Annotated in this window: 21 protein-coding genes; 10 read left to right on the top strand and 11 right to left on the bottom strand. The window is 62.2% G+C overall.

The features are described from left to right. Positions 1 to 69 precede the first annotated feature (69 nt). The 5 genes from FEZ63_RS15330 to FEZ63_RS15350 all read left to right on the top strand — a co-directional run bounded on the left by FEZ63_RS15330 (position 70) and on the right by FEZ63_RS15350 (position 4,193). Positions 70 to 1,002, top strand: coding sequence for a metal ABC transporter substrate-binding protein (locus FEZ63_RS15330; RefSeq protein ID WP_150945997.1), 933 nt, complete (start codon positions 70 to 72; stop codon positions 1,000 to 1,002). After that, a complete protein-coding gene (locus FEZ63_RS15335) occupies positions 999 to 1,940 on the top strand; it encodes a manganese/iron ABC transporter ATP-binding protein (RefSeq protein ID WP_150945999.1) in 942 nt (313 codons plus the stop codon). The genes FEZ63_RS15330 and FEZ63_RS15335 overlap by 4 nt, the downstream gene beginning before the upstream one ends. Then, the gene (locus tag FEZ63_RS15340; RefSeq protein WP_162419755.1) at positions 1,937 to 2,797 is read left to right on the top strand and encodes a metal ABC transporter permease; all 861 of its coding nucleotides are present in this window, start codon (positions 1,937 to 1,939) and stop codon (positions 2,795 to 2,797) included. The genes FEZ63_RS15335 and FEZ63_RS15340 overlap by 4 nt, the downstream gene beginning before the upstream one ends. Continuing rightward, entirely contained in the window at positions 2,794 to 3,636 is an 843-nt protein-coding gene (locus tag FEZ63_RS15345; RefSeq protein WP_150946001.1) for a metal ABC transporter permease, read from the top strand. The genes FEZ63_RS15340 and FEZ63_RS15345 overlap by 4 nt, the downstream gene beginning before the upstream one ends. A gap of 170 nt (positions 3,637 to 3,806) precedes the next feature. Further along, positions 3,807 to 4,193, top strand: coding sequence for a hypothetical protein (locus tag FEZ63_RS15350; RefSeq protein ID WP_150946004.1), 387 nt, complete (start codon positions 3,807 to 3,809; stop codon positions 4,191 to 4,193). 141 nt (positions 4,194 to 4,334) lie between these two features. Here FEZ63_RS15350 and FEZ63_RS15355 read toward each other — a convergent pair whose 3' ends face one another. Beyond that, entirely contained in the window at positions 4,335 to 5,042 is a 708-nt protein-coding gene (locus tag FEZ63_RS15355; RefSeq protein ID WP_150946006.1) for a carbonic anhydrase, read from the bottom strand. A 308-nt stretch (positions 5,043 to 5,350) separates the two neighbouring features. Between FEZ63_RS15355 and FEZ63_RS15360 the strand changes: the two genes are divergently transcribed. After that, complete coding sequence (locus FEZ63_RS15360) at positions 5,351 to 5,830, top strand: DUF2938 domain-containing protein (protein WP_150946008.1); 480 nt, start codon at positions 5,351 to 5,353, stop codon at positions 5,828 to 5,830. Between the two features lie 273 nt (positions 5,831 to 6,103). Here the strand turns inward: FEZ63_RS15360 and FEZ63_RS15370 are convergent, their stop codons facing one another. Then, positions 6,104 to 8,116, bottom strand: a complete 2,013-nt coding sequence (locus tag FEZ63_RS15370) for a M10 family metallopeptidase C-terminal domain-containing protein (protein ID WP_150946012.1) — start codon at positions 8,114 to 8,116, stop codon at positions 6,104 to 6,106. 180 nt (positions 8,117 to 8,296) lie between these two features. Between FEZ63_RS15370 and FEZ63_RS25950 the strand changes: the two genes are divergently transcribed. Further along, a complete protein-coding gene (locus tag FEZ63_RS25950) occupies positions 8,297 to 8,422 on the top strand; it encodes a hypothetical protein (protein WP_275552352.1) in 126 nt (41 codons plus the stop codon). Between the two features lie 41 nt (positions 8,423 to 8,463). On the opposite strand, the gene FEZ63_RS15375 is transcribed toward FEZ63_RS25950, so the two are convergent. The 7 genes from FEZ63_RS15375 to FEZ63_RS25685 all read right to left on the bottom strand — a co-directional run bounded on the left by FEZ63_RS15375 (position 8,464) and on the right by FEZ63_RS25685 (position 15,630). Further along, the gene (locus tag FEZ63_RS15375) at positions 8,464 to 9,288 is read right to left on the bottom strand and encodes an ATP-binding cassette domain-containing protein (RefSeq protein ID WP_150946013.1); all 825 of its coding nucleotides are present in this window, start codon (positions 9,286 to 9,288) and stop codon (positions 8,464 to 8,466) included. Further along, positions 9,257 to 10,240 (bottom strand): ABC transporter ATP-binding protein, encoded by a 984-nt coding sequence (locus FEZ63_RS15380; protein WP_150946015.1) that lies wholly within the window; start codon positions 10,238 to 10,240, stop codon positions 9,257 to 9,259. The genes FEZ63_RS15375 and FEZ63_RS15380 overlap by 32 nt, the downstream gene beginning before the upstream one ends. After that, the gene (locus FEZ63_RS15385; RefSeq protein ID WP_150946017.1) at positions 10,237 to 11,157 is read right to left on the bottom strand and encodes an ABC transporter permease; all 921 of its coding nucleotides are present in this window, start codon (positions 11,155 to 11,157) and stop codon (positions 10,237 to 10,239) included. Before FEZ63_RS15385 ends, FEZ63_RS15380 begins: the two co-directional genes overlap by 4 nt. Further along, on the bottom strand, positions 11,154 to 12,164 hold the full coding sequence (locus FEZ63_RS15390; protein ID WP_150946019.1) for an ABC transporter permease: 1,011 nt from the start codon (positions 12,162 to 12,164) through the stop codon (positions 11,154 to 11,156). Before FEZ63_RS15390 ends, FEZ63_RS15385 begins: the two co-directional genes overlap by 4 nt. 118 nt (positions 12,165 to 12,282) lie before the next feature. Continuing rightward, positions 12,283 to 13,872: an ABC transporter substrate-binding protein gene (locus FEZ63_RS15395; RefSeq protein ID WP_150946021.1), complete on the bottom strand. Its 1,590-nt coding sequence runs from the start codon at positions 13,870 to 13,872 to the stop codon at positions 12,283 to 12,285. Positions 13,873 to 13,911: 39 nt separating this feature from the next. Further along, complete coding sequence (locus tag FEZ63_RS15400) at positions 13,912 to 14,586, bottom strand: AroM family protein (RefSeq protein WP_150946023.1); 675 nt, start codon at positions 14,584 to 14,586, stop codon at positions 13,912 to 13,914. Positions 14,587 to 14,688: 102 nt separating this feature from the next. Next, positions 14,689 to 15,630 carry an AroM family protein gene (locus FEZ63_RS25685; RefSeq protein WP_150946026.1) on the bottom strand — a complete coding sequence of 314 codons (942 nt, stop codon included), beginning with the start codon at positions 15,628 to 15,630 and terminating at the stop codon, positions 14,689 to 14,691. A 294-nt stretch (positions 15,631 to 15,924) separates the two neighbouring features. Here FEZ63_RS25685 and FEZ63_RS15410 point away from each other — a divergent pair, with 294 nt between their 5' ends. After that, on the top strand, positions 15,925 to 17,004 hold the full coding sequence (locus FEZ63_RS15410) for a DUF917 domain-containing protein (RefSeq protein ID WP_150946181.1): 1,080 nt from the start codon (positions 15,925 to 15,927) through the stop codon (positions 17,002 to 17,004). Continuing rightward, positions 17,001 to 18,557, top strand: a complete 1,557-nt coding sequence (locus FEZ63_RS15415; protein ID WP_150946028.1) for a hydantoinase/oxoprolinase N-terminal domain-containing protein — start codon at positions 17,001 to 17,003, stop codon at positions 18,555 to 18,557. Before FEZ63_RS15410 ends, FEZ63_RS15415 begins: the two co-directional genes overlap by 4 nt. Positions 18,558 to 18,726: 169 nt before the next feature. Here FEZ63_RS15415 and phhA read toward each other — a convergent pair whose 3' ends face one another. Beyond that, positions 18,727 to 19,602 (bottom strand): phenylalanine 4-monooxygenase, encoded by an 876-nt coding sequence (phhA, locus tag FEZ63_RS15420; protein WP_150946030.1) that lies wholly within the window; start codon positions 19,600 to 19,602, stop codon positions 18,727 to 18,729. Between the two features lie 240 nt (positions 19,603 to 19,842). After that, on the bottom strand, positions 19,843 to 21,435 hold the full coding sequence (locus FEZ63_RS15425) for an ABC transporter substrate-binding protein (RefSeq protein ID WP_150946031.1): 1,593 nt from the start codon (positions 21,433 to 21,435) through the stop codon (positions 19,843 to 19,845). A gap of 252 nt (positions 21,436 to 21,687) precedes the next feature. Here FEZ63_RS15425 and FEZ63_RS15430 point away from each other — a divergent pair, with 252 nt between their 5' ends. Then, a complete protein-coding gene (locus FEZ63_RS15430) occupies positions 21,688 to 22,842 on the top strand; it encodes an iron-containing alcohol dehydrogenase (protein ID WP_150946033.1) in 1,155 nt (384 codons plus the stop codon). Positions 22,843 to 22,848: the final 6 nt, after the last annotated feature.

The raw sequence follows: 22,848 nt of genomic DNA on the forward strand, positions 1-22,848 counted from the left end.
AATTGCATTGACAGTTGCAAATCGTTCGCATTAGCTGGGAACCCAACCTCGCGAGCTCGAAAGGCCGTCATGAAGCATTCTGCGAGCTGTCCCCACCTCATCGGCCGGTTGCTGGGTGGCTCCTTCGCCATTGTCCTTGCAGCCCTCTCTCTGGCGGGCGCAGCGACGGCGCAATCTCCCCAAAAGCCGCTTCGGGTGGTGACGACTTTCACGATCATTCAGGACATCGCGCAGAACGTGGCCGGCACGGCGGCTATCGTCGAATCCGTGACGAAGCCCGGCGCCGAGATCCATGACTATCAGCCGACGCCACTCGACGTGGTGAAGGTGCAGTCCGCCGATCTCGTGCTGTGGAACGGTATGAACCTCGAGCGCTGGTTCGAGAAATTCTTCGAGAACGTCAAGAACGTCCCGAGTGCGGTCGTGTCCGAGGGCGTAGAGCCGCTGCCGATCAGGGAAGGTCCCTACCTCGACAAGCCCAATCCGCATGCCTGGATGTCGACCAGTGCGGCGCTGATTTATGTCGAGAACATCCGCAAGATCCTGGCGAAGGCCGATCCGGCGAATGCGGAGATTTATGGGAAGAACGCGGCCGCCTATTCCGAGCAGATCAAAGCTATCGCGGCTCCCTTGCGCGAGCGTCTCTCGGCAATTCCTGAAGGGCAACGCTGGCTCGTGACGAGCGAAGGCGCGTTCAGCTATCTGGCGCGCGATTTCAATCTGCGCGAGGCCTATCTCTGGCCGATCAACGCCGATGAGCAGGGCACACCCCAGCAGGTGCGGAAGGTGATCGATCTGGTGCGGAAGCAGAAGGTGCCAGTGGTCTTCAGCGAGAGCACGATCTCGGATAAGCCCGCTCGCCAGGTGGCGAGCGAAACCGGCGCACAATACGGCGGGGTTCTCTATGTCGACTCTTTGTCCGACGCGCGCGGACCGGTCCCGACATATCTCAAGCTTCTCGAAGTGACCGTGGAGACGATCGTGAAAGGCTTCGGCAAATGACCGGCCAGGTGCTTGATCTCGCGAGCACGGTGAGCCCTGGACGAGCTGCGGCGCCGGCGCAACAGCGGGTCTCGCCGTCGATCAATGTCGACCGGATCACCGTGAGCTATGCCAATGGTGTGCCGGCCATCCGCGACGTGTCGTTCACGCTCGGCGCGTCGACGATCTGTGCACTCGTGGGTGTCAACGGTTCCGGCAAGTCGACGCTGTTCAAGACGCTGATGGGCTTCCTGACCCCGTTGATGGGAGAGGTGCGGATCGCGGGACGTCCCGTCGACAAGGCGCTCAAGCGCGGGCTTGTCGCCTATGTGCCCCAAAGCGAGGAAGTCGACTGGAATTTTCCCGTACTGGTTGGAGACGTGGTCATGATGGGCCGCTACGGCCACATGAATTTTCTTCGGATACCGGGCAAGGCCGACCGCATGGCGGTGGATGCGGCCTTGGAACGCGTCGGCATGAGCGAGTTCCGCAAGAGTCAGATCGGCGAATTGAGCGGTGGTCAGAAGAAGCGCGTTTTTCTTGCCCGCGCCCTCGCGCAGGGCAGCGAGATCATCCTGCTCGACGAGCCCTTCACGGGCGTCGATGTCAAAACGGAATCGGCGATCATGGATCTGTTGCGATCACTGCGCGACGACGGCCGGCTGATGCTGGTCTCGACCCACAATCTCGGCAGCATTCCGGATTTTTGCGACCAGGTGGTGATCATCAACAAGACGGTGCTCGCTTACGGGCCGACCGAAACCACTTTCACCGAAGCCAATCTGGCCGAGGCGTTCGGCGGGGTCCTTCGTCATGTGCATCTCGGCGGAGCCGAACTGCATGCGGACGCCGACCGGCGCCGCGTGACCGTCCTCACCGATGACGAGCGGCCTTTGGTGCTCTACGGCGAGCGTGATCACGAGAAGCTCGTCAAGCCGGATCGGGGAGAAACCGATTGATCGACCTGCTGTTCGAACCCTTCGGCTACAACTACATGACGAAAGCCATCTGGGTGAGCGCTCTCGTGGGCGCAGTCTGTGCGTTTCTCTCCTGCTACCTGATCCTCAAGGGTTGGGCGTTGATGGGCGATGCGCTGGCGCATTCCGTCGTCCCCGGGGTCGCCTTGGCCTATATGCTGGCGCTTCCCTATGCCATCGGGGCCTTCGCCGCAGGTTTTGTCGCGGCGCTCGGAATCACCGGCCTGCGGCGGATCACGCGGTTGCGGGAGGATGCGGTCATCGGCCTCGTCTTCACGACGCTGTTCGCGGTGGGGCTGCTGATCGTCTCGATCAATCCGACTTCGGTCAATGTCCAGTCGATCATCCTCGGCAACATCCTGGCGATCTCGGACGAAGATGTCACGCAGGTCGTCATCATCGCCGCGGCCTCCCTGGCGATCTTGGGCTTTCGCTGGAAAGACCTGATGCTGACCTTCTTCGACGAAAGCCATGCGCGCACCGTCGGGCTCGACCCCTGGCGGATGTACATCATGTTCTTCGTTCTCCTCAGCGCCTGTGCGGTTGCCGCGCTGCAGACCGTGGGCGCCGTGCTGGTGGTCGCAATGGTCGTGACGCCGGGCGCGACCGCCTATCTGCTGACCGACCGGTTCGGCGTCATGATCTGGCTCGCAATGACGATCGGCGCCGTCACGAGCGCGCTCGGCGCCTATGTCAGCTACTTCCTGGACGGCGCGACCGGTGGGCTGATCGTCGTGTTCCAGACGCTCGTGTTTCTCGCGGCCTTCGTGTTCGCGCCGAAGCATGGGCGGTTGGCCGCGCGCCGTGCTGGACGCAAGACCGCTGAAGCGACGCCATGACGACGATTTTTTCCTTTGTCACGGATCCGCTCGCCCACGGCTTCATGCAGCGGGGACTCGTCGTAGCCGTTCTGGTCGGCGCCGCCTGCGCGCTGCTCTCGTGCTACCTCGTCCTCAAGGGCTGGTCGCTGATGGGCGACGCGGTCTCGCATGCGGTGCTGCCGGGCATCGTCCTCGCCTATGTGGTCCAGATACCGCTCGCCATCGGGGCCTTCGCGGCGGGTCTCGGCTGCGCACTCGCGACGGGTTACCTCAAGCAGAACAGCCGCGTGAAGGAGGATGCCGTCATGGGCATCGTCTTCTCCGGCATGTTCGCGCTCGGGTTGGTGATGTTCGTCAAGATCGAGACGGACCAGCATCTCAATCATGTGCTGTTCGGCAACATGCTGGGCGTGCAATGGCGTGACGTGCTCGAAGCCGCGCTCATCGCCGTTCCGGCGATCCTGATCGTTATCGCCAAGCGGCGGGACCTCCTGCTTTACTGCTTCGATCCCGCTCATGCGCGCGCCATCGGGCTCCCTGTGGGTTGGCTGCACTTTGGGCTGCTGACGCTTTTGGCCCTGACCATCGTCGCCTCGCTCAAGGCGGTCGGCATCATTCTTGTCATCGCCATGCTGCTGGCTCCAGGCGCCATCGGGTTCCTGCTCACCAAACGCTTCGATCTCATGCTCATCCTGGCGGCGGGCGCGGCGATCGGTTCCAGCGTGGTCGGCACGATCGTCAGCTTCCATATCGATGCCGCGACCGGTCCCACCATCGTCGTGGTCCAGGCATTCGTCTTCGTGCTCGCGTTGCTGTGGTCGCGATGGAGGCCGCATCCGGTCGCGGCTAACTCGTGAGCCGCGGGTAAAACGCCGACGTTCAAGCTGACCTGCTCACTACGGAAATGAGCTCCCCGCCCAAATGGGCAACGGTTGGCAGCGGATCTGTTCGCTGAAGCTCGAGCTTGAGGCCCTTAGGGTCCGGTGTTAGCTTCGCTCGAGGCCAACCATGTAGGTGTAGGTCCCTCATGAAAATGTACGCCATCGCCGTCGCCGCGCTTGTTGTGGCCAGTTCGGCTCGTGCCGAGGAAGCATTCTCACTCGTAGGCACGTGGACAGGTCCGCGCGAGCGCATTTCGAAGGTCGATGGATGGCGCGCCGGCGACGCGACGCTGGTCGTGACGGAGCAGAAGGGTCGGACGTTCACCGGGTATCTCGATCGAACAAACCCAGCCGGGGATGTCAAAGAGAACCTCTGGGGAGCCTTCACGCCGAACGGACGGCTCATGATGGCGTCGGATGAAGAGGGCTTCTATTCGTTTGATCTCATAGACAACAACACCCTTGATTATTGCTATTCGGAGGCTGGCTCCTCGCCGCGAACAGTCTGCGCGACGTTGGCTCGCAAGAGGTAGGCGAGGGTTTCGGACCCAGCGAACGTCCACCGCACCCCGGTGCCCCAGGCGTCGTTGATCGGCGCAATCGTCCCTTCCGGGCGTAAAGCAGGCACTGGAGTGCGGAAGAAGAATCATTATCGGGCAGAGATCGACCCGTTCCTAAACCACGCGCACGCGACCACTGGCGAGATCATACACTCCGCCGACCACGCGCACCTTTCCGTCGGATACCATTTGGGACACAATCGGTTTGGCGTTCGTGAGCCGCGTCACGTTGTGACGTACGTTCTCGATGATCGCTTCCTCGAGCAGGTTCTCCGGTTTTGCCTTCTTCGCGGCGGCGACTGCGGGCTTGATCGCGTCGATGAGACCCGGCAGGTGACCCGGCAGTTTGGCGTTGTCTTTCAACACCTTGATGGTTGCATCGACCGCGCCGCAATTGGTGTGGCCGAGCACCATGATCAGCGGAATGCCGAGGAATTTTACGCCATATTCCAAGCTCGCGAGGCCATCGTCGTTGACGAAATTTCCGGCGACCCGCACCACGAACAATTCTCCGGGTCCTTCGTCGAAGGCAAGTTCGGGCGCAACACGGGAATCGGCGCAGCTGAGGATTGCCGCGAACGGATATTGCGCCGACACGCGGGCAACGCGGCCGGCGGAAAAATCCTTGTTGCTCGACGTGTTGGCCGCGTAGCGCGCATTGCCTTCCATCAGGCGCTTCAGGGCGTCGTCCGGCTTGATGGCATTCGGGGCGGTTGCTCCCTGCGCGAGGGCGGGAGAAGCGAGCGGTCCGGCAAAAAAGGCCGTCGCGCCGCCAGCGAGAACGGCACGTCGCGACAAGTGCAAGCGATGATCGTCACACATCAGGTTGTCCTCTCAGGTTTCACTAGAATGCTGCTTAACCAGACGTCGAGAAGGAGCTCCCGGCACAAGCCGGCAGGCGCGGCGTGAGAATCACCACCCAGCAGGAACATTAGCCCCTTCCCTGGTGAAATATTCCCCAAAAACGATCGCAAAGACAAGCAAGTCCGCCGACGGCGCCCTGAGCGACGCCTCGTCCCCCCTGGATCCCCGCAAACATGATCTTCATGCAGCTGAGGCTCTTGGTTAGTCGCAGGTTCCTGGCTATCCAGGTTGTCCGACGTCATCCAGTACACCCGAGGACCACGCCCGTGGCTGATTTTTTATACCGTTCCGTCCTGATCGGCATTGGGGCGACCGCCATTCTTGATCTATGGGTTCTCCTGATGAGCCGGATTTTCTCGACCCCACCCGCAAACTGGCAACCGGTCGGGCGCTGGTTCTGCCATCTCGCACGCGGAAAGGTCTTTCACGAAGATATCTCGAGCGCCGCGGCATTTCCTTATGAACTGGCGGTGGGATGGATCGGCCACTACGTCGTTGGAATCGTCTTCGCCGCGATCCTGCTGGCCGTCGCACCGAGCGGTTGGGCAACACACCCGACCCTCGCGCCTGCCATGATCGTCGGGATCGTCACCGTCGGCGCCGGATGGTTTCTGCTCCAGCCCGGCATGGGTGCGGGCATCGCAGCCTCGAAGCGTCCCCGTGCCAACCGGATCAGGGCGATGAACATCGCCGGCCACGTCGTCTTTGGCCTGGGATTGTATGGAAGCGCGCTTCTGGTCTCGTAGGCCTCCGCTTTCGCTATGTGTCTCAGCGCCGATCCGATGGGGTTGGCATGGGAGCTGAATGTCGCGGCGCCGGAGCAGCAACCAGGCGGAACCGCACGGGGGGCGACGTCCAATCGAGCGGCAGCTGAAGCGGAACGGTACAACCCGTGAACAGGCTCTGCCCCGCCTCATTCGAGACCTCGAAAACGAACCCGGGCCGCTCGAGGCGCGGGCATTCCGACCATCGGTCGAACGAAACCCAGTCGCTCATCCTGACGTCCTCCACATCCCGGTTCAGAGGAAGAAGTCGCCCTTGGCGAGTGCTGACTGGCCCAACACCTTGAGGTGAAAATCCGCGATCCTGTCGCCGTTAACGTCCGCCGACAACGCTCCCCCCGAAAAACTCAGTTGGCCGGCCTTGCCGCTGAACGCCGCCTTGCCGATGAAGCTGAACGCCTGGTTGCCGCCTGCCTTCGTATTCGCGTCGATGCTGTGCAAATCAATGCGATCCTCGCCGCGGACGAAATCCGTTATCGTGTCACGGCCGGAGCCGCGCGATTCCGCCACGGACCGAAAGACGAATGAATCCTGCCCTGCCCTGCCCGCAAGAACATCCCGTCCGCCTCCCCCATGCAGGACGTCGCTGCCGAGGCCGCCGTCGAGCACATCATTGCCACTGCGGCCGGAGAGTCTGTCGTTTCCTTCCGCACCCCGGAGGGTGTTGGCAGCGTTGTTGCCGCGCAACGTGTCGCTCAGCGCGCCGCCCACAAGGCCTTCGACGCTGAGATAGGTGTCGCCGAACGCGTCTCCCAGCGAGCCTCTGGCGGACAGCAAATCGGCCACCACGCCCGTCACCGAAAATGCGTAGCTGGCGCTGTCGATGCCGGAGCCGCCACTGAGGCGATCCCTGCCGGCGCCGCCATGCAGCACGTCACCGCCGCCGAAGCCGTAGAGCTTGTCGTTACCGTCGCCGCCATACAGCCTGTCGCCTCGGCCGCCACCCGACAAACGTATCCCCGGCAGGTCGGGCGTGATGAGACTGTCCATCGTGGTTGGAGTGCCGGTCAAAAGCTCGCCCAACGAACAGGATCGATCGACGAACTGGAACCATTCGGTGCCCCGCAGGATGTCGCTGCCATCGGGGGCACCTGATCGTAGATCGGTGATTTGGGTCGAACCATCCGACAGTTGCACAATCGCATATTGCGAGCGCTGTCCGCTGAAGAGGGCAATATCGCTCCCGATCCCGCCGTCCAGAACATCGTTCCCCGCGCCACCGGTCAGGGAATCCGCACCGGCTCCGCCCTTCAACGAATTGGCCGTCTGATTGCCGATCAGCACGTCGTTGCCAAACCCGCCGATGGCATTCTCAACGAGCGAACGGGCGTCGTTGTTGTGCATCAGGGCGTTGGCGATATTACCGATCGCGGTTTTGGAGCCGTCGTAATGGAGCTTTGCCCGTTGAGCGTCCGATGTCGTCGTCCACTCGCCCGGTTGGAGGTTGATTTTCAGGTTGGATGCGTAATTGCCGAAGTCATAGGTATCGGCGCCGCCGCCATCCCAGACCGTCTGGAAGATCCGGTTCGCACCTGGCGCGCCCTGACCGACGCCATTGATGGACATCTCGCCCGTGGTAGGACTCCAGGAATAGGTCGTATTGCCGCTCTGGGTGGCGAAATTGGCGCCGTACATGTGTTGCAGGGCGGCAATGTCGTACATCATGGGGGACTGTGCGTAGCCCCAGTTCTCGTTCGTGTAGCCGGCAGTGAGGGAGGCACCGATATATGAGCGATAGCTCATCGCGGTGTACTCCATCGAGTCGCGGTCCTTCGGCATGACGAAATGCTCGTGCGCATGCTCGAGGCCGAGTGCGTGGCCGATCTCGTGCACGAATGTCATGTGGGCATAATTGCCCTTCTGCGGGCTGACGTAATATCCCGATGATTGGCTGAACCAGACGTCGCCGCCGGCGGCATCGTTGGACGGGAAATACGCCCAGGCGGTCGTGGGCATGTCGGACACGGCTAAGCGCAAGGTTCCATGCGTGGTCGCCGTCTCGGCGACCTCCGTGAAGCTGAGATTGGCGACAGCCGAGAATTGTTGCAGGACGGCGCGCGCCGCCGCCTGTTGCGTGGCGCTTAGCGCGGCGAAATTGTCGAGAGGCTCACCGTTTGCGTATGAGCTGCCGTAAAAGGAGGCACTGGATGGGAAACTATAGCTAAGATTATTTGCCGCCCATTTTAAGTCACTCAGGACTCCATCGACATAAGCATTACCAGTCGGGGCGTAAGTCACAACAGCAGGCATGAATCCATCCGATTCTAGAGCTGACGCAGAACTATACCTCTTTATGAGTACTCTAGAACGATGAGGTCAATGGTCGATAATTGCCAGATAGCGCAAAACAAAGCTTTTCTGGGCGGCCGCCTCTCGTGACCGCAGGCTCATTTGCGACAATATGACCGGCTTGGCGATGGGAAGGCAGGCGTGAACAAATCGCTCGACGCGCCGACGAACCGGCTGATTTTCAGGGCGATCCCGCGCTTGCGAACCATTGCCGGCATTCCCGAAAGCGGCGATCAGAGAATTTGCCCGGTGCGCGTCAGGTTTTGATGTGACGTTGTTGCGGTCCGCGTCGCGGACGACGCGCCGCTTCAATAAACCAAATTTCTCTGCGGCAGACGCGGAATGCTGTCGATGAGCTGGCGCGTATAGGAGTTCGACGGGTTGGCGAAGATCGCGTCGGTCACTCCCTCCTCGACCATCTTGCCCTGGTTCATGACGATGACGCGATCGCAAAGATACCGCACCACCGCAAGATTGTGCGAGATGAACAGGTAGGTCAGGTTCAGCCGGTCTCGCAATTCCTGCAGGAAGGTAATGATCTGCGCCTGCACCGAGACATCGAGGGCGGATGTCGGCTCGTCCAGCACCAGCAGGCGCGGCTCCAGGGCGACTGCGCGGGCGATGCAGATGCGTTGCTTCTGACCTCCGGACAGTTCGTGCGGGTAACGATATTTGAAGGCCTTCGGCAGACTCACGATGTCGAGAAGCGCCTCGACCCGCCGCTCCAGTTCCAATCCGCGTATCGTCGTCTGGACGAGGAACGGCTCGGCGATCGCATCGTGAATGGTATGGCGCGGGTTTAGGGCGGAATGCGGGTTCTGGAACACGATCTGCATGTGGCGACGGATGAGGCGCAAGGACTCGCCGGATTTGGCCGAGAGGTCCTCCCCATCCAACAGGATCGTGCCGGCGGTCGGCTCGATCAAGCGCATCACGAGGCGCGCCACGGTCGATTTGCCCGAGCCGGATTCCCCCACGATGCCAAGCACGCCGCCTTGCGGGATTTGAAGCGAGATGTCGTCGACCGCACGAAACAATCTGCCGCCGGAGCTGAAATCCTTCGTCAGGCCCGTGACGGACAAAAGCGGCGGCCGGGCCGCGTCAATCGAGAGCGTGGTGACAGGCGACAACATGGTCGGCTCCAATGTTCCGCGCGACGGGTTTTTGAGCGGTGCAGATTTCGGTGGCACGCGGACAGCGCGGATGAAAGCGGCATCCGGATGGCGGGTGGATGAGATTGGGAATCGTCCCCGGGATCGATTCCAGAACCTGGTGCCCTCCCTCGATATCCGGCAGCGCCGCCAGCAGCCCTTGTGTATAGGGGTGACGCGGCTGCGTGAGAATGTCGTTCGTCATCCCCTGCTCGACGACCACACCCGCATACATCACCGCCACGCGGCGGGCGATGGCGGCAATCGCCCCGACGTCGTGGCTGATCATCACCACGGTCAGGCCGAGCCGGTCGACCAAATCGCGCAGCAGATCGAGAATTTGCGCCTGAATCGTCACGTCGAGCGCCGTCGTCGGCTCGTCGGCGATGAGCAGTTGAGGCTCGCCCGCCAGCGCCATCGCGATCAACACCCGCTGCCGCATTCCGCCGGACAACTGATGCGGATAGCTATCGACGACGCGCTCGAAGTCGCGGATCTGAACCTGATCGAGCAGGGCGTGGCAACGTTTGCGCTGTTCCGCGCGCGACGGAAGGCGCTCGCCCTTGGCGCGCTTGTGCGCCACCACCACGTCGGACAATTGCCGGCCGATCGTGAAGAGCGGGTTGAGGTAGGTCATCGGGTCCTGGAAGATCATCGAGATCTTCACACCGCGGATCCGCCGCCACCCGGCCTCATCCAGATGGTCGAGTTCGACGGAATCGAACGTCATGCTGCCGGAAACGCGCTTGCCCTTCGCCGGCCCGATGCCGAGGATCGACCGTGCCAGCACGGTCTTGCCGCAACCGCTTTCGCCGACGATGCCGAGCGTCTCGCCCTGGTCGAGCGCGAGATCGATCCCGTCGAGCACCTTCAGCGCGCCGTCGAAGGTCGGGATGTCCAGCCGGTAGTCCTGGATCGTCAAAAGAGCGGTCATCGGCCACGGCTCCGGGGATCAAGGATATCGCGAAGGCCATCGCCGAGCAGGTTGAAGCCCAGCACCGTGAGGAAGATCGCGAGCCCCGGAAAGGCCGAATACCACCACCAATCCGGCATGTAGGTCCGCGCCACGGAAATCATCGCCCCCCATTCCGGGTGCGGCGGCTTGGCGCCGAGGCCGATAAAGCCCAGGCTGGCAGCGGAGAGGATCGCCATTCCCATATCCATGCTGGCCTTCACGACGATCGGCGTCATGCAATTGGGCAGGATGTGATGCCAGAGGATCCATGGTGTGCGGGCCCCCAGCGCGCGGGCGGATTCGACGTAAAGCTCTTCCTTCACGGAGAGCGTCTTGGCCTGGACGAGACGCACATAGCCGGGCCACCACACGATCGAAAGCGCGATGACGCAATTCATGATGCCGGGGCCGAGTGCTGCAACGATCGACAATGCCAGCGCCAGACCCGGCACCGAGAGAAACAGGTCCGTGATCCGCATGATGACGGCGCGGACGATGCCGTCCTTGTAACCCGCGATGATGCCGAGCGGCACACCGACCGCGGCACCGATCCCCGTGATGACGAGGCCGATCCAGAGGGAGGTCCGCGCGCCCACGATGACGCGCGAGAGAATGTCGGCGCCCATCTCGTCGGTGCCGAAAGGATGCGCGAAACTCGGCCCGAGCAGGCGCTGGCCGAGCTTCACCGCCCCCAACGTATCCTCGGGATAGGGTGCGAGCACGGGCCCGAAGATCGCCAGGACCAAGAACAGCACCACCAGTCCCAATCCCAACATGGACGAGAAGCTTCCGGCGAACAGATGGGCGTAGAGACGCCATTGCCGGATCGTGCTGGCGTGGCGTTCGCGAAAGCCGGGGATTTCCGGCGCGACGGCAGGCATGTCGATGGAGCTCATTGGGCGCTCCTCAATCGTGGGTCGATCCACGCATAGGCGAGGTCAACGAAGGTGTTGGTGACCATGAACATGAAGCCGATCACGAGGGTGACGCCGATGACCGGTTTGAAATCGGACGCGAGCGCCGAGGAGACGGCATAGAGGCCGATACCGGGCCAATCGAACACGGTCTCCACCAGAACCGTGGACCCCAGCATCCAGCCGAACCGCAATCCGATGATCGCGAGCGTCGGCAGGAGAGCATTCTTCAGCGCGTAGATCGTCACGATCCGCGTCGAGCTGATGCCGTGGGCGCGTGCCGCGACCACGTGGTCGGATTGCAGCACCTCGATCATCTCGGCGCGGTTGACACGCAGGATCGACGCGAGACAGGGGAACGACAGGACGACAGCGGGAAGGATGATGTGGGAGAGCGCCTCGCGGAAGGTCTCGAAATCGCCCCGCAGCAGGGTGTCGACGAGCAGCAGGTGAGTAATGGGCTCAGGCGCCAGCGCCGTGAGGGACAATTGCCCCGAAACCGGCAGCCATTCGAGACGGACGGCGAAGAAGAGCTGCAGCAGGATGCCGAACCAGAAGGCCGGCAAGGCGACGCCGGAGATCGAAAGAATACGCGTGATCTGGTCGAGCCAACGGTCCCGGTAGACGGCCGACAACATCCCGAACGGCACGCCGACAAGAATGCCGAGCGCCATGGCGACCAGCACGAGTTCCAACGTCGCCGGAACATAGCGCGCCAACTCGTCGAGAACCGGGCGGGTCGAAACGATCGAGCGGCCAAGGTTGCCGGTGAAAAGGTCGCCCATGTAAATGGCGAATTGCTCGATCAGCGGGCGGTCGAGCCCGTATTCGACACGGATCGTCTCCACCATGTCGTTCGTCGCATCAGGACCGGCCACCAATCGCGCCGGGTCACCCGGCGCAACGTTGGTGATCAGGAACGTGAGGGCTGCAAGACCGATCATCGTGCCGATCAGCACGGCGACCTTGCGGAAGGTAAACGAAATCATGGCGTTACCTCCTTTCGTTCATCAAATCGAATAAGGCCGCCGGGCAAGCGCATCCGCTCACCCCGGCGGCTTAAATCTGCGAATCCCGGCATCGAAACCGGGACTCGCAGCACGAGGACTACTTCGCGTCGATCCACAGCGGATAGAGGTCGACTTCTCCGGTGAACCGAACCGGGCTGAAGGAAAAGCCCTTGAGATAATCGCGCATCGCCCAGCGACGGTCCTGCATCATGCCGATCACCTCCGGCTGATCCTCGACGATCTGCGACTGGATCTCGGCATATAGTTTTGCGCGCGCGTCCCAGTTGCTGCTGCGGCGAGCCTCGTCGATCTTCGCCGTCACGGCGTCGTTCTTATAAAACGACATGGCGAAGTACTGGCCGTAGGAGTTCGGGTGATACTGGTAGGCGACCGCGTCCGGATCGGTTGAGATCGGCGTGATGTAGACCGATGTCATGGCCGGCGAAGTCTCGACCTTCGAACCTTTGGCGACCATGTTGGGCCATTGCTCGGGACGCAGGTCGACCTTGATGTTGAGCGGCGCGAGGTTGTCGAGCAGAAGCAGACCGATCCGGCGCGCCTCCTCGAGACCCGCCACATGGTAATATTCGAGCGTCAGGCCACCGTTCGGGTATTGCGACTTGGCCAGATATTCCTTGGCCTTGGCGAGATCCTGCCGCGGAATACCCGGAATGTTGACGTAGCCGCGGATCGCGTCGGGGAACGGGCTCGTCTGCAGCTTGGCGGCGCCGTTGTAGATCTGCAGCAGGCCGTTGTAATCCAGCGCGTACGCAATGGCCTTGCGCAAATTCTTGTCGGCGGTCGGGCCCTGTTGCGTGTTGAACTTGATGCTGAAGGTCGTCATGCCAGGGTGATCCTGGATCGCGATGCCCTTCTGCTTGGCGATCTGCACGTAATCGTCGGGCGTCAAGCCTTCGACAATGTCCGCCTCGCCCCGCATCAAGGCTGCCTTTTGGACCGCAGGCTCGCGGATGATGCGGTAGATGACACCGCCCGGCCGGTTCTTTTCACCCTGGGGCCAGCCTTTCCAGTAATCGCCGACCGCTTCGACTTCATAGAGGACGTTCGGTTCCCAGCGCTTGAGCTTGAACGGGCCGGAACCTGCGGCATGATCGGTCAGCCATTTCTGACCATAATCGCCCTCGACCTCGTTGGCCTTCACTTCCTTGGGATTGACGACATACCACCACGGCAGGAACGACAGGAATGCCGAATACGGCGTCTTGAGGTTGAAGCGAACGGTCTTGGAATCGACGACTTCGATGCTGCCGGGATCAAGGAAATCCTTGAGCATCCAGGCAACGCCCTTGTTGAGTTTCAGGCCGCGCTCGAAGGAATAACGGATGGCTTCGGCATCGACCGGATCGCCGTTGTGAAACTTGGCGTTGTCGACGAGGTGGAACGTCCAGGTCTTGCCGTCCTCGCTCATCTCCCAACGCTCCGCCAGCCACGGCTTGATCTGCGCAGGGTTGCCCTCGTACTTCACAAGCGCGTCATAGACGGCCTGCTGCATCATCCGTGTCGACCAATCGTAGCGGACGTGAGGGTCAAGGACCGGGATCTGCTGCCGGCCCCCGAATACGACGACTTTCCTGTCTCCCACCCGTTCAAAGGCCGCCGCCTTGTCGGCCTGAGCTAACCCGAAGATAAGGCTCGCTGCTGCGACGCCGAATAGCCAATTGCGCATTGCCGAAGCTCCTGTTCCCATTTTTGATTATAGCGTCTTCTAGATAATCTGCCGGATCGCGCCGGACACGATGCGGCGCGAAAGAAGGACGGGGGCGGAAATCGCCGTGCGGGCCTCAGCGCGCATCGCCTCCGAATAGCCCATACAATGCATGATCACGAGATCGCAATCCGCCAATTCCGCGGCTTTGGCCGCGACATCGTCGCCCGCATAAGGCGATGCCGCCACAAGCTTGGGCGTCGAAACCGAATTGAAAACGTGGCGTTGCGGAAATTCCGCGATCTGCCGTTCGAGCGGCAGCATGACACCGAGGCGCTGCGCGGACGCCGCCATCGACTCGACCATGGAATCGACGATGCGCTGGGCTTCGATCATCAGGGTGTGGCGAAGCGGCTTCACGTGCGTGCCGGTGCACAGCAACACCACCGCATCGAACTTCTGCAGGTCGATGCGCTCGAGAAGCTCCTCGAGCCACACCTCCACGCGTTCTTTTGATATCGCGACTTCACTGCCGTTTTTGAGACGGGTGGCAAAGGCCGTTTCGCCCGCCCGCGGGGCGAGGTCCGCGATCTCCTGGTCGGAGCGGCCGTCGAGAGCGCCGAACTCATGCGCGTCGACGTCACCGCCAATATCGGCCAGCATCTCCGGGACGATATCGTCCCGCGGGCTCTGGCCGATCGTCACGAAGGCCAAGCGAAGCTTTTTCGTCATCATGGGACCCTGCGTATTGAAGTTCGCAGGCTAAACGTTGAATTCGCCATCGAGCTATAGGGGATTGCCCTTATGGCAGGCATGCCCAGCAACTAAGCAATTGCCTCACAATTCCGGGTGCTCGGCCGACACGACGAGCCGGATGAGAGCGCCGGTCGAGGCGACCTCCATCTTGCTCATGACCTTGGAGCGATGGATTTCGACAGTCTTGGGACTGATCCCGAGCTGACGCCCGATGGCTTTGTTGGACAATCCTTCGGCCGCCAGCGACAACACCTGCCGCTCTCTCGGCGTCAGGCGTTGCAGACGCTCCGCGAGAATTGGCGCCGTTTCGTAGGAGCGGTGCAGGTCGCGTCGCCCATCGAGGAGCAATCGCATGGCGCCGGCCACGATTCGGCGCGCGAGCACCACCGGCTTGCCGCTCGCCCGCGCCACCATCGCGCGGTCCGCCTCATTGAAGCCCACCGAATTCAGGACGATAATCTCGCTCTCGGCGAGGTCGATGAGCGCGTGCGCAAGTGCATCCCGGTCACCCGGCGCTGCGTGGCTGAGCACGATCCGATAGGGAGAAAGCGCTGTCACATTGACCTCGGCGACCTGCTGCGCGAGCGGCTGAACGAGGCCGATCACGCCGCCATGCGCGGCAAGCGCCAGCACGCCGGACTCCATCGCCCGCTGCGCGTTCACCGTGAGACAGCGGCTTTCGAACTCCCGGAACAGGCCTGTCGACAGGATGACCACCAGGTCGAAATCGCTTGGGGCGAAGCCGGCGAGAATGCGCGCGAGACGTTCCCCGACGCGCGGCTTCGAGATGACCACGTCCGTGCCGTCGGCGAGGCGGGTCACCAGCGCATGCTCATCGACACGCGGCGCGAGCTCCGCGATCTCCGCGTCCGTCAGCCCATCGAGCGCACCGAACTCTGTTGCGGCGATCGGGAGATCGAGTTGCGCGAGAATTTCCGGCACGACATCCAGACGCGGCGTCTGCCCCACGCCGACGAAGGCGACACGTAAGAGATCAGGCCGCGCGGCCATGCTTGTCGTCATCGCTCATCGTTCAATGTCTTGGGCTCCGTCGCTTCGCGCATGTGTAGCGCGAGCGCGCGGGCGCGGACAAGCCGCCTCCCCGATTGGCGCGAAACGGGGGGAGCGCCCCGTCGCTCGAAAACGGCGCCTCCGGAGGAATTACACAGGGATAAACTGACCGAATTCGGTGCGTTGAAGCACGAAATCCTAGCCCAAGCGGCCATGCGTTTCTCGGCATAATGCTCTAGGGGCAGACCCTTATTTCGACACGGCGAACGAAGCGCTACCGTTCGAACCCTTACCGGAGGTGATATGATGATCCGTGAATTCGGGGCGGACGAGATCGACCCGCTTGCCATTGGAGCCTGGATTCTCGGGACCGGCGGCGGCGGCAGCCCTTATCTTGCGCAGCTGAACCTGAAGCAGCTCTATGCCGACGGCAAGACCTGCCGCCTGATCGATCCCCTGGCCTTGGGCGATGAGGATTATGTTGCGGTCGTGTCGAAGATGGGCGCTCCGCTCGTCGGACAGGAACGCCTCGTCGATCCGGCGCATCTTGCCCGCGCCGTCCAGGTTATGGAGGAATATCTTGGCAAGCGCTTCAGCGCGATCATGAGCGTCGAGATCGGCGGCGGCAACGCGCTTTCGCCGTTCCTCGCCGGTGCACTCCTCGATCTTCCGGTCGTGGACGCCGACGCGATGGGGCGCGCCTATCCCGAGGCGCAGATGACGAGCTTCGCGATCGGCGATCTCAAGATGTATCCGTTGAGCCTTGTCGATTGCCGTGACAACGAAGTCGTCGTCGCGCGCACGCCGTCCTGGAAATGGATGGAGCGGATTTCGCGCAACGTGTGCACCGAGGTGGGTTCAACCTCGGCCACCTGCAAGGCTCCTCGCACCGGCAAGGAAGTCAAGGAATGGGGCGTATTGCACACCGTCACCCAGGCGACATCGCTTGGTCGGGCCGTGCTGAAAGCTCGCGCCTCCCATAGCGATCCGATCGCGGCCGTCCTTGAGCACGCGAACGGAAAAATCGTCTTCAAGGGCAAGGTGAGCGACATGGATCGCCGCACGACCGGCGGTTTCTTGCGCGGCACTGCCACTATCGATGGGCTCGACACCGATCGCGGCAGCAAGCTCGAACTGGCATTCCAGAACGAGTGGGCCGTCGGTCTCAAGGACGGCGAAGCGATCGTCATGACGCCGGACCTGATCTGCGTCCTCGACACCGTTTCGGGCGAAGCGATCGGCACCGAAACCCTGCGCTATGGCCAGCGTGTGACGGTCATCGCCTTGCCCGCGCCGGAGATCCTTCTCACCCCCAAGGGGCTCGACCATGTCGGCCCCCGGGCCTTCGGTTACGACCTCGACTTCAAATCGGTATTTGCAGCATGAAGCGCATCGGCATTGACGTCGGCGGCACCAATACGGACGCCGTCCTGATCGACAAGACGACGGTTCTCGGAGCCGTCAAATCCCCCACCACGTCGGATGTAATGTCCGGTGTCGTCAACAGCATCCAGCGCATCGTCAAGGAGCAGGGCGACGCTCGGCTCGATATCGACGCGGTGATGATCGGCACCACCCACTTCACCAACGCGGTCGTTGAACGCGCGCGGCTCGACCGGGTCGCTGCGATCCGGATCGCCCTGCCCGCCTCGGCTTCCTTGAAGCCGATGGTCGATTGGCCTGCGGACCTGCGGGCCTGTGTCGATCCGCTGACCTTCATGATAGAGGGCGGTCATGAATATGACGGTCGTCCTCTCGTTCCACTGGACAAGAATGCGATCCGCGAGGCGGCCGCGCAAATCAGGGACGCGGGCGTCACGGCCGTCGGCATTACAGCGCTGTTCTCCCCACTGACGGCCGAATGCGAACTGGAGGCGGCCGAGATCGTCGCCTCCATCGTGCCCGATGCACGGATCACGCTGTCGCATCGTCTCGGACGGATCGGTCTCCTTGAGCGGGAGAACGTCACCCTGCTGAACGCCTCGCTGCAGAGCCTCGGCAAAGCCACCGTCGCGGCCTTCCGCGATGCGCTCAAGAGCGTCGGCATCGTGGCGCCGTTCTATCTCACGCAGAACGACGGAACGGTCGTTTTGGCGGAGGTTGCCGCCGCGAACCCGGTCTACAGCTTCGCATCCGGCCCAACCAATTCCATGCGCGGCGCGGCCTTCCTGTCGGGGCGCGATGAGGGCATGGTCATCGACGTGGGCGGCACTACAAGCGACGTCGGTTGCCTGGTCAACGGCTTCCCGCGCGAAGCCAACAACATCGTCGAAGTCGGTGGTGTGCGCACGCTCTTCCGCATGCCGGACCTGCTTCCCATGGCACTCGGCGGCGGCACCATCATCGATCCCCAGACCGGCAAGATCGGTCCGCGCAGCGTCGGTTATCGGATCACCGAGAAGGCGCTCGTTTTCGGCGGCGATACGCTGACGACGACGGATATCGCGGTTGCGGCAGGGCTTGTGGAAATCGGTGATCGCGACCGCGTCAAGCATCTCGATAAGAGTCTCGTGAAGCAGCATCTGGCCGGCATCCACGCGATGATCGAGGACGGCGTCGATCGCATGAAGACTTCGGCCGGCGACATGCCGATCATCGTCGTCGGCGGCGGGGCTTTCCTCGTGCCGGACCGCCTCGCCGGTGTGAGCGAGGTGATCCACGTGGAGCATGCAGGCGTGGCGAACGCGCTCGGTGCGGCGATGGCTCAGGTCTCGGGCGAGGTCGATCAGGTGTTCTCCGGAATGACCCGTGAGGCGGCGCTTGCCTCAGCCCAGGAAATCGCAACCCGCCGGGCGGTGGAGGCCGGAGCGGATGTCGAGACGATCAATCTCGTCGATGCCGAGGATATCCCGATTGCGTATCTGCCCGGAAACGCGCGCCGCGTCCGCGCGCGGGTGGTGGGCACCATCGGCAGCCCGGGCATGAAACTCGTCGCCTAGCGCCTGATCCGGCGAAGTGGATACCGGTTCGCCGAAAGATGATGGCGCCAAAACAACGCGCTAGAGCCGGATCAGATTCGAAGAAACTGAATCCGACTCTAGCCGCACCCGGACGCAATCCGATCTGAGAAGCCCGCCTGTTGGCGGGCTTTTCAGTAATGCGCACAGCTCATTTGAGCTTGGTTTTGGTCGACGGAAAATCGCGCCAGAAATCGCCGGTTCCCTGCCGGATGACCACGTCCTGCGGCAGGATCTCGAAGGGCGTGCAGGTCGGCAGCGCGCGGTATTTCTCGAACAGCGCGGTGAAATCGGTCCGCTTGAGCAGATCGAACAAATCCTCGAATCGCTCGATCACGAAGTAGGTCGCCTGGAAGTCGTCGATGTAATATCCGGTCCGCAGGACGCGATCGAGGTCGAAGGCCAACTGGTTGGCGGAGGGATCCTCCACCACATATTTCGCCTCGCCGAAGGACGAGACGATGCCGGCGCCGTAGATCTGAATGCCCTCGGGCTTGCGGATCAATCCGAATTCGATCGTGTACCAGTTGAGGCGGGCTAAGAACTTCACCCCCTTCTGCTCGACCGCATCGAGGCCGATCCGGCCGTATTCATTCATGTAATCGGCGTAGGCGGGATTGGTCAGAAGCGGTACGTGGCCGAAGACATCGTGGAAGATGTCTGGCTCCTCCAGATAGTCGAGTTGCTCCCGGCTGCGGATGAAAGTTCCGGCCGGAAACTGGCGGTTGGCCAACATCTGGAAAAACGGCCGCGACGGAATGAGCCCAGGAACCGCTACCACCTCCCAGCCGGTCAAACGCCGCAGCCTGGCGTTCATCCGGTCGAAATTGGGCACGCCTTCGGAACCGATGCCGAGCGCCTCGAGGCCGTGCAGATATTCCTCGCACACGTGGCCCTTGAGGGTCTGCTGCTGGCGCTCGATCAGCACGCGCCAGATGGCGTGGTCCTCGGCTGTGTAGCGCTCCCAACCTTGGTCGATGATGCAGTCTTCGACGGTTTGAGCGGTCAAAACGGTATGGCCGGACATCGCCTTCACTCCCGAGCGCCAGAGGAAACCAGCACGGATTGCGAAAGCCCGCCTGCGGCGACCTCCGCATCTCTATAACGAGCGATATGGCGTCCGAGATCCGGCGCGCCAGCCGGCGAGCGTGGGATACCCCCTTGGGGGCAGGCAAAGAATGGCGGGACGGCGCGGCCTGCGACCGCCGCAGGCCAGAGGAATTGCAAACTCCCCTGGCCGCGGCGATCGTCCTTGGCCGGTCTCGTTCTACTCTTTGGTGGCCCAGTAGAGCAGAATCTGGTTGTCGGCGCGTTGCACGAGTTTGACCTTTTTCGACACACCCCAGGCGAGCGCCTGCTGATGGACCGGGATGAAGCTCCAATCCTTCATGGCGATCTCGAAGGCCTGCTTGATCATCAGATCGCGCTTCGTCTTGTCGGTCTCGACAAGGATCTTGTCGGTCAGCGCATCGAGTTCCTTGTTGCAATACCCGCCGTAATTCGTCTCGCCTCGGCTCGAGGTCGCCACATCCCGGCAGCCCATGATGTCATGGAGCACGTTGTGCGCGTCGAAGGTGCCCGGTGTCCAACCAAGGAGATAGAACGACGTGGAGTAGCCGCCTGATTTTCCGGACTTGCCAAAGTACAGGGCTTTGGGTTGAGCCGTGAGGTTCACCTTGATGCCCGCGCGAGCGAGCATCGAGACGGCTGCCTGGCAGATGGCCTCGTCGTTGACGTAGCGATCATTCGGGCAATCCATGCCGACTTCGAAGCCGTTGGGATATCCGGCATCGGCGAGAAGCTTCTTGGCGCCTTCGAGATCGAACTTCGGCCGCGTGAAGTCCTTTGCGTGCGTAAACAGCTCGGGCGCGATCATCAGCGCCGAGGGTGTCGAGAGCCCGCGCATCACGCGATCGCGGATGAGGTTCATGTCGATCGCCTTGTAGAACGCCTCACGGACGCGCACGTCCTTGAACGGGTTCTTGCCCTTCACGTTCGAGGACAGGAGCTCGTCCCGCACCGTATCGAAGCCGAGAAAGATCGTGCGGAGTTCAGGGCCGGTGAGGACCTGCTTGTCCGGGGCCGAGTTGACGCGCTGGATATCCTGCAACGGCACTGGCTCGATCACGTCGACCTCACCCGAGAGGAGTGCTGCAACGCGGGTGGCGTCGCTGCTGATCGGCGTGAACACGATCTCGTCGAGATTGTGCTCGGGCTTGTCCCACCAGCTCGGGTTCTTCTTGAACACGGTTTTCACGCCGGCCTGATGGCTCTCGATGAGAAATGGCCCGGTGCCGTTTGCGTTCAGCGAGGCAAAGCTGGGAGTTGTTGCAGCGGCCGGCGTCGGAGCGGCGGCGTTGTTCGCCTCGCTCCACTCCTTGTCCATGATGTACCAGGTATCCCACTGCGAGTTCAGGATCGGATTGGGCGTCGTCAGGATCACGTCGACCGTATGATCGTCGACCTTCACGAATTTGGCGCTCGTCGGAACGCGCGTCGCGAAATTCGAACCGGTGGCGCGAACCCGATCAGCCGAGAAGACCACGTCGTCGGCCGTAAACGCGTTGCCGTTGTGAAACTTGATGCCTTTGCGCAGATAAATGCGCCAGCGTAAACCGTCCTCGCTGGTCTCCCAGCGTTCCGCGAGAGCCGGTTGAATGGCCAGATCCTTGCCGCGTTTCGTCAGTCCCTCGTAGACGTGCCCGAGATGGGCGTTCGTCGTGGTTTCATTGAGCGTATAGGGGTCGAGAGACTTGAGGTCGCCCTGGTTTGCATAACGCAGGCTGACCGCAAAGGCCGGCATCGCCAACGCCGTGAGCGATACCGCGGCGGCTGCCGCCATCATATTCTTCCGGATCATCAGGCTCGTTCTCCACTGTGGGGCTTTTACGGCAGCCGCATTGTTGCTGTTTTCGGGCTCTCGAAGCCCGGCCGCGCAACGTGGCAGGTATCGGTGAAGCGGTCCAGCAACGCGTTGCCGAAAGATGTCCATCCGTCGCCGAAGCGTTTCTTTGTAACGCGCATGCGCGAACCATTGAACAGTGGTGCAAGACGTCGCCTTGCTCGTATGATCGAGCTCATTCCCTTGGGCTAAATTCCAGCGAGGCGCACCATGGCAGATTTCCAGTTCGAGACGACGCCGCGCATCATCTGCCAGGCACGCGGCAGCGCCCGCCTCGGCGAACTTGCACGAGAGCTGACGGTCGCTCGCCTCTTCGTCGTGACCGATGCGGGGCTGATCAAGACCGGCTTGATCGAGCCCATCCTTGCCTCGCTTTCTGCCTCCGGCATCGACATCACGCTGTTTTCCGACGTGCTCGCCGATCCCCCGCAGGAGGTCGTCCTCGCGGCGGTGTCGGCGGCAAAAGCGGCCAGGGTCGATGGGGTGATGGGAATCGGCGGCGGCAGCTCCCTCGATACCGCGAAACTGGTGGCCCTTCTGTGCGGCACGTCGCAGGCTCTGGACGAGATCTACGGTGTCGGGCTTGCCCGCGGCGCGCGGCTGCCGCTGATCCAGGTTCCCACCACCGCCGGAACCGGCTCGGAGGTGACGCCAATTGCCATCGTCACCACGCCGACGCATGAGAAGAAGGGCGTCGTCTCGCCGTTGCTCTATCCCGATGTGGCGCTGCTCGACGGAAGGTTGACGCTCGGCCTCCCGCCGCACGTCACGGCGATGACCGGCATCGACGCCATGGTCCATGCCATCGAGGCGTTCACGAGCCGCCTCAAGAAGAACCCGATCTCCGATGCGCTGGCGCTCAAGGCCCTCGCCCTGCTCTACCGCAATATCCGAATTGCAGTCGCGGACGGTGCGGACGAGGCGGCGCGCACGGCGATGCTACAGGGATCGTTGCTCGCCGGCATGGCGTTTGCGAATTCACCCGTGGGGGCCGTTCACGCGCTCGCCTACCCTCTGGGCGGGCACTTTCATGTTCCGCACGGATTGAGCAACTCGCTGGTGTTGCGTGCGGTGATCGATTTCAATCGCCCTGTTGCGGATCGACTCTATGCGGAATTGGCCGAGGCCATTTTGCCCGGACGGCACTTCGCCGATCCGGCTGAAGGCGCGGATGCCTTCGCGCGCGAACTCAAGGCGCTCGTGGCCGAGATGCCCTATCCGCAACGGCTGAGAGAGGTCGGCGTCGCGGTGGCCGATCTGCCAATGCTGGCACGCGATGCCATGAACGTGCAGCGGCTTCTCGTCAACAATCCGCGCGCGGTCACCTACGAGGACGCGCTGTCGATCTACGAGGCCGCATTCTAACGCACT

The organism is Microvirga brassicacearum, from assembly GCF_008757455.1.
In the GTDB taxonomy this organism is placed as follows: domain Bacteria; phylum Pseudomonadota; class Alphaproteobacteria; order Rhizobiales; family Beijerinckiaceae; genus Microvirga; species Microvirga brassicacearum.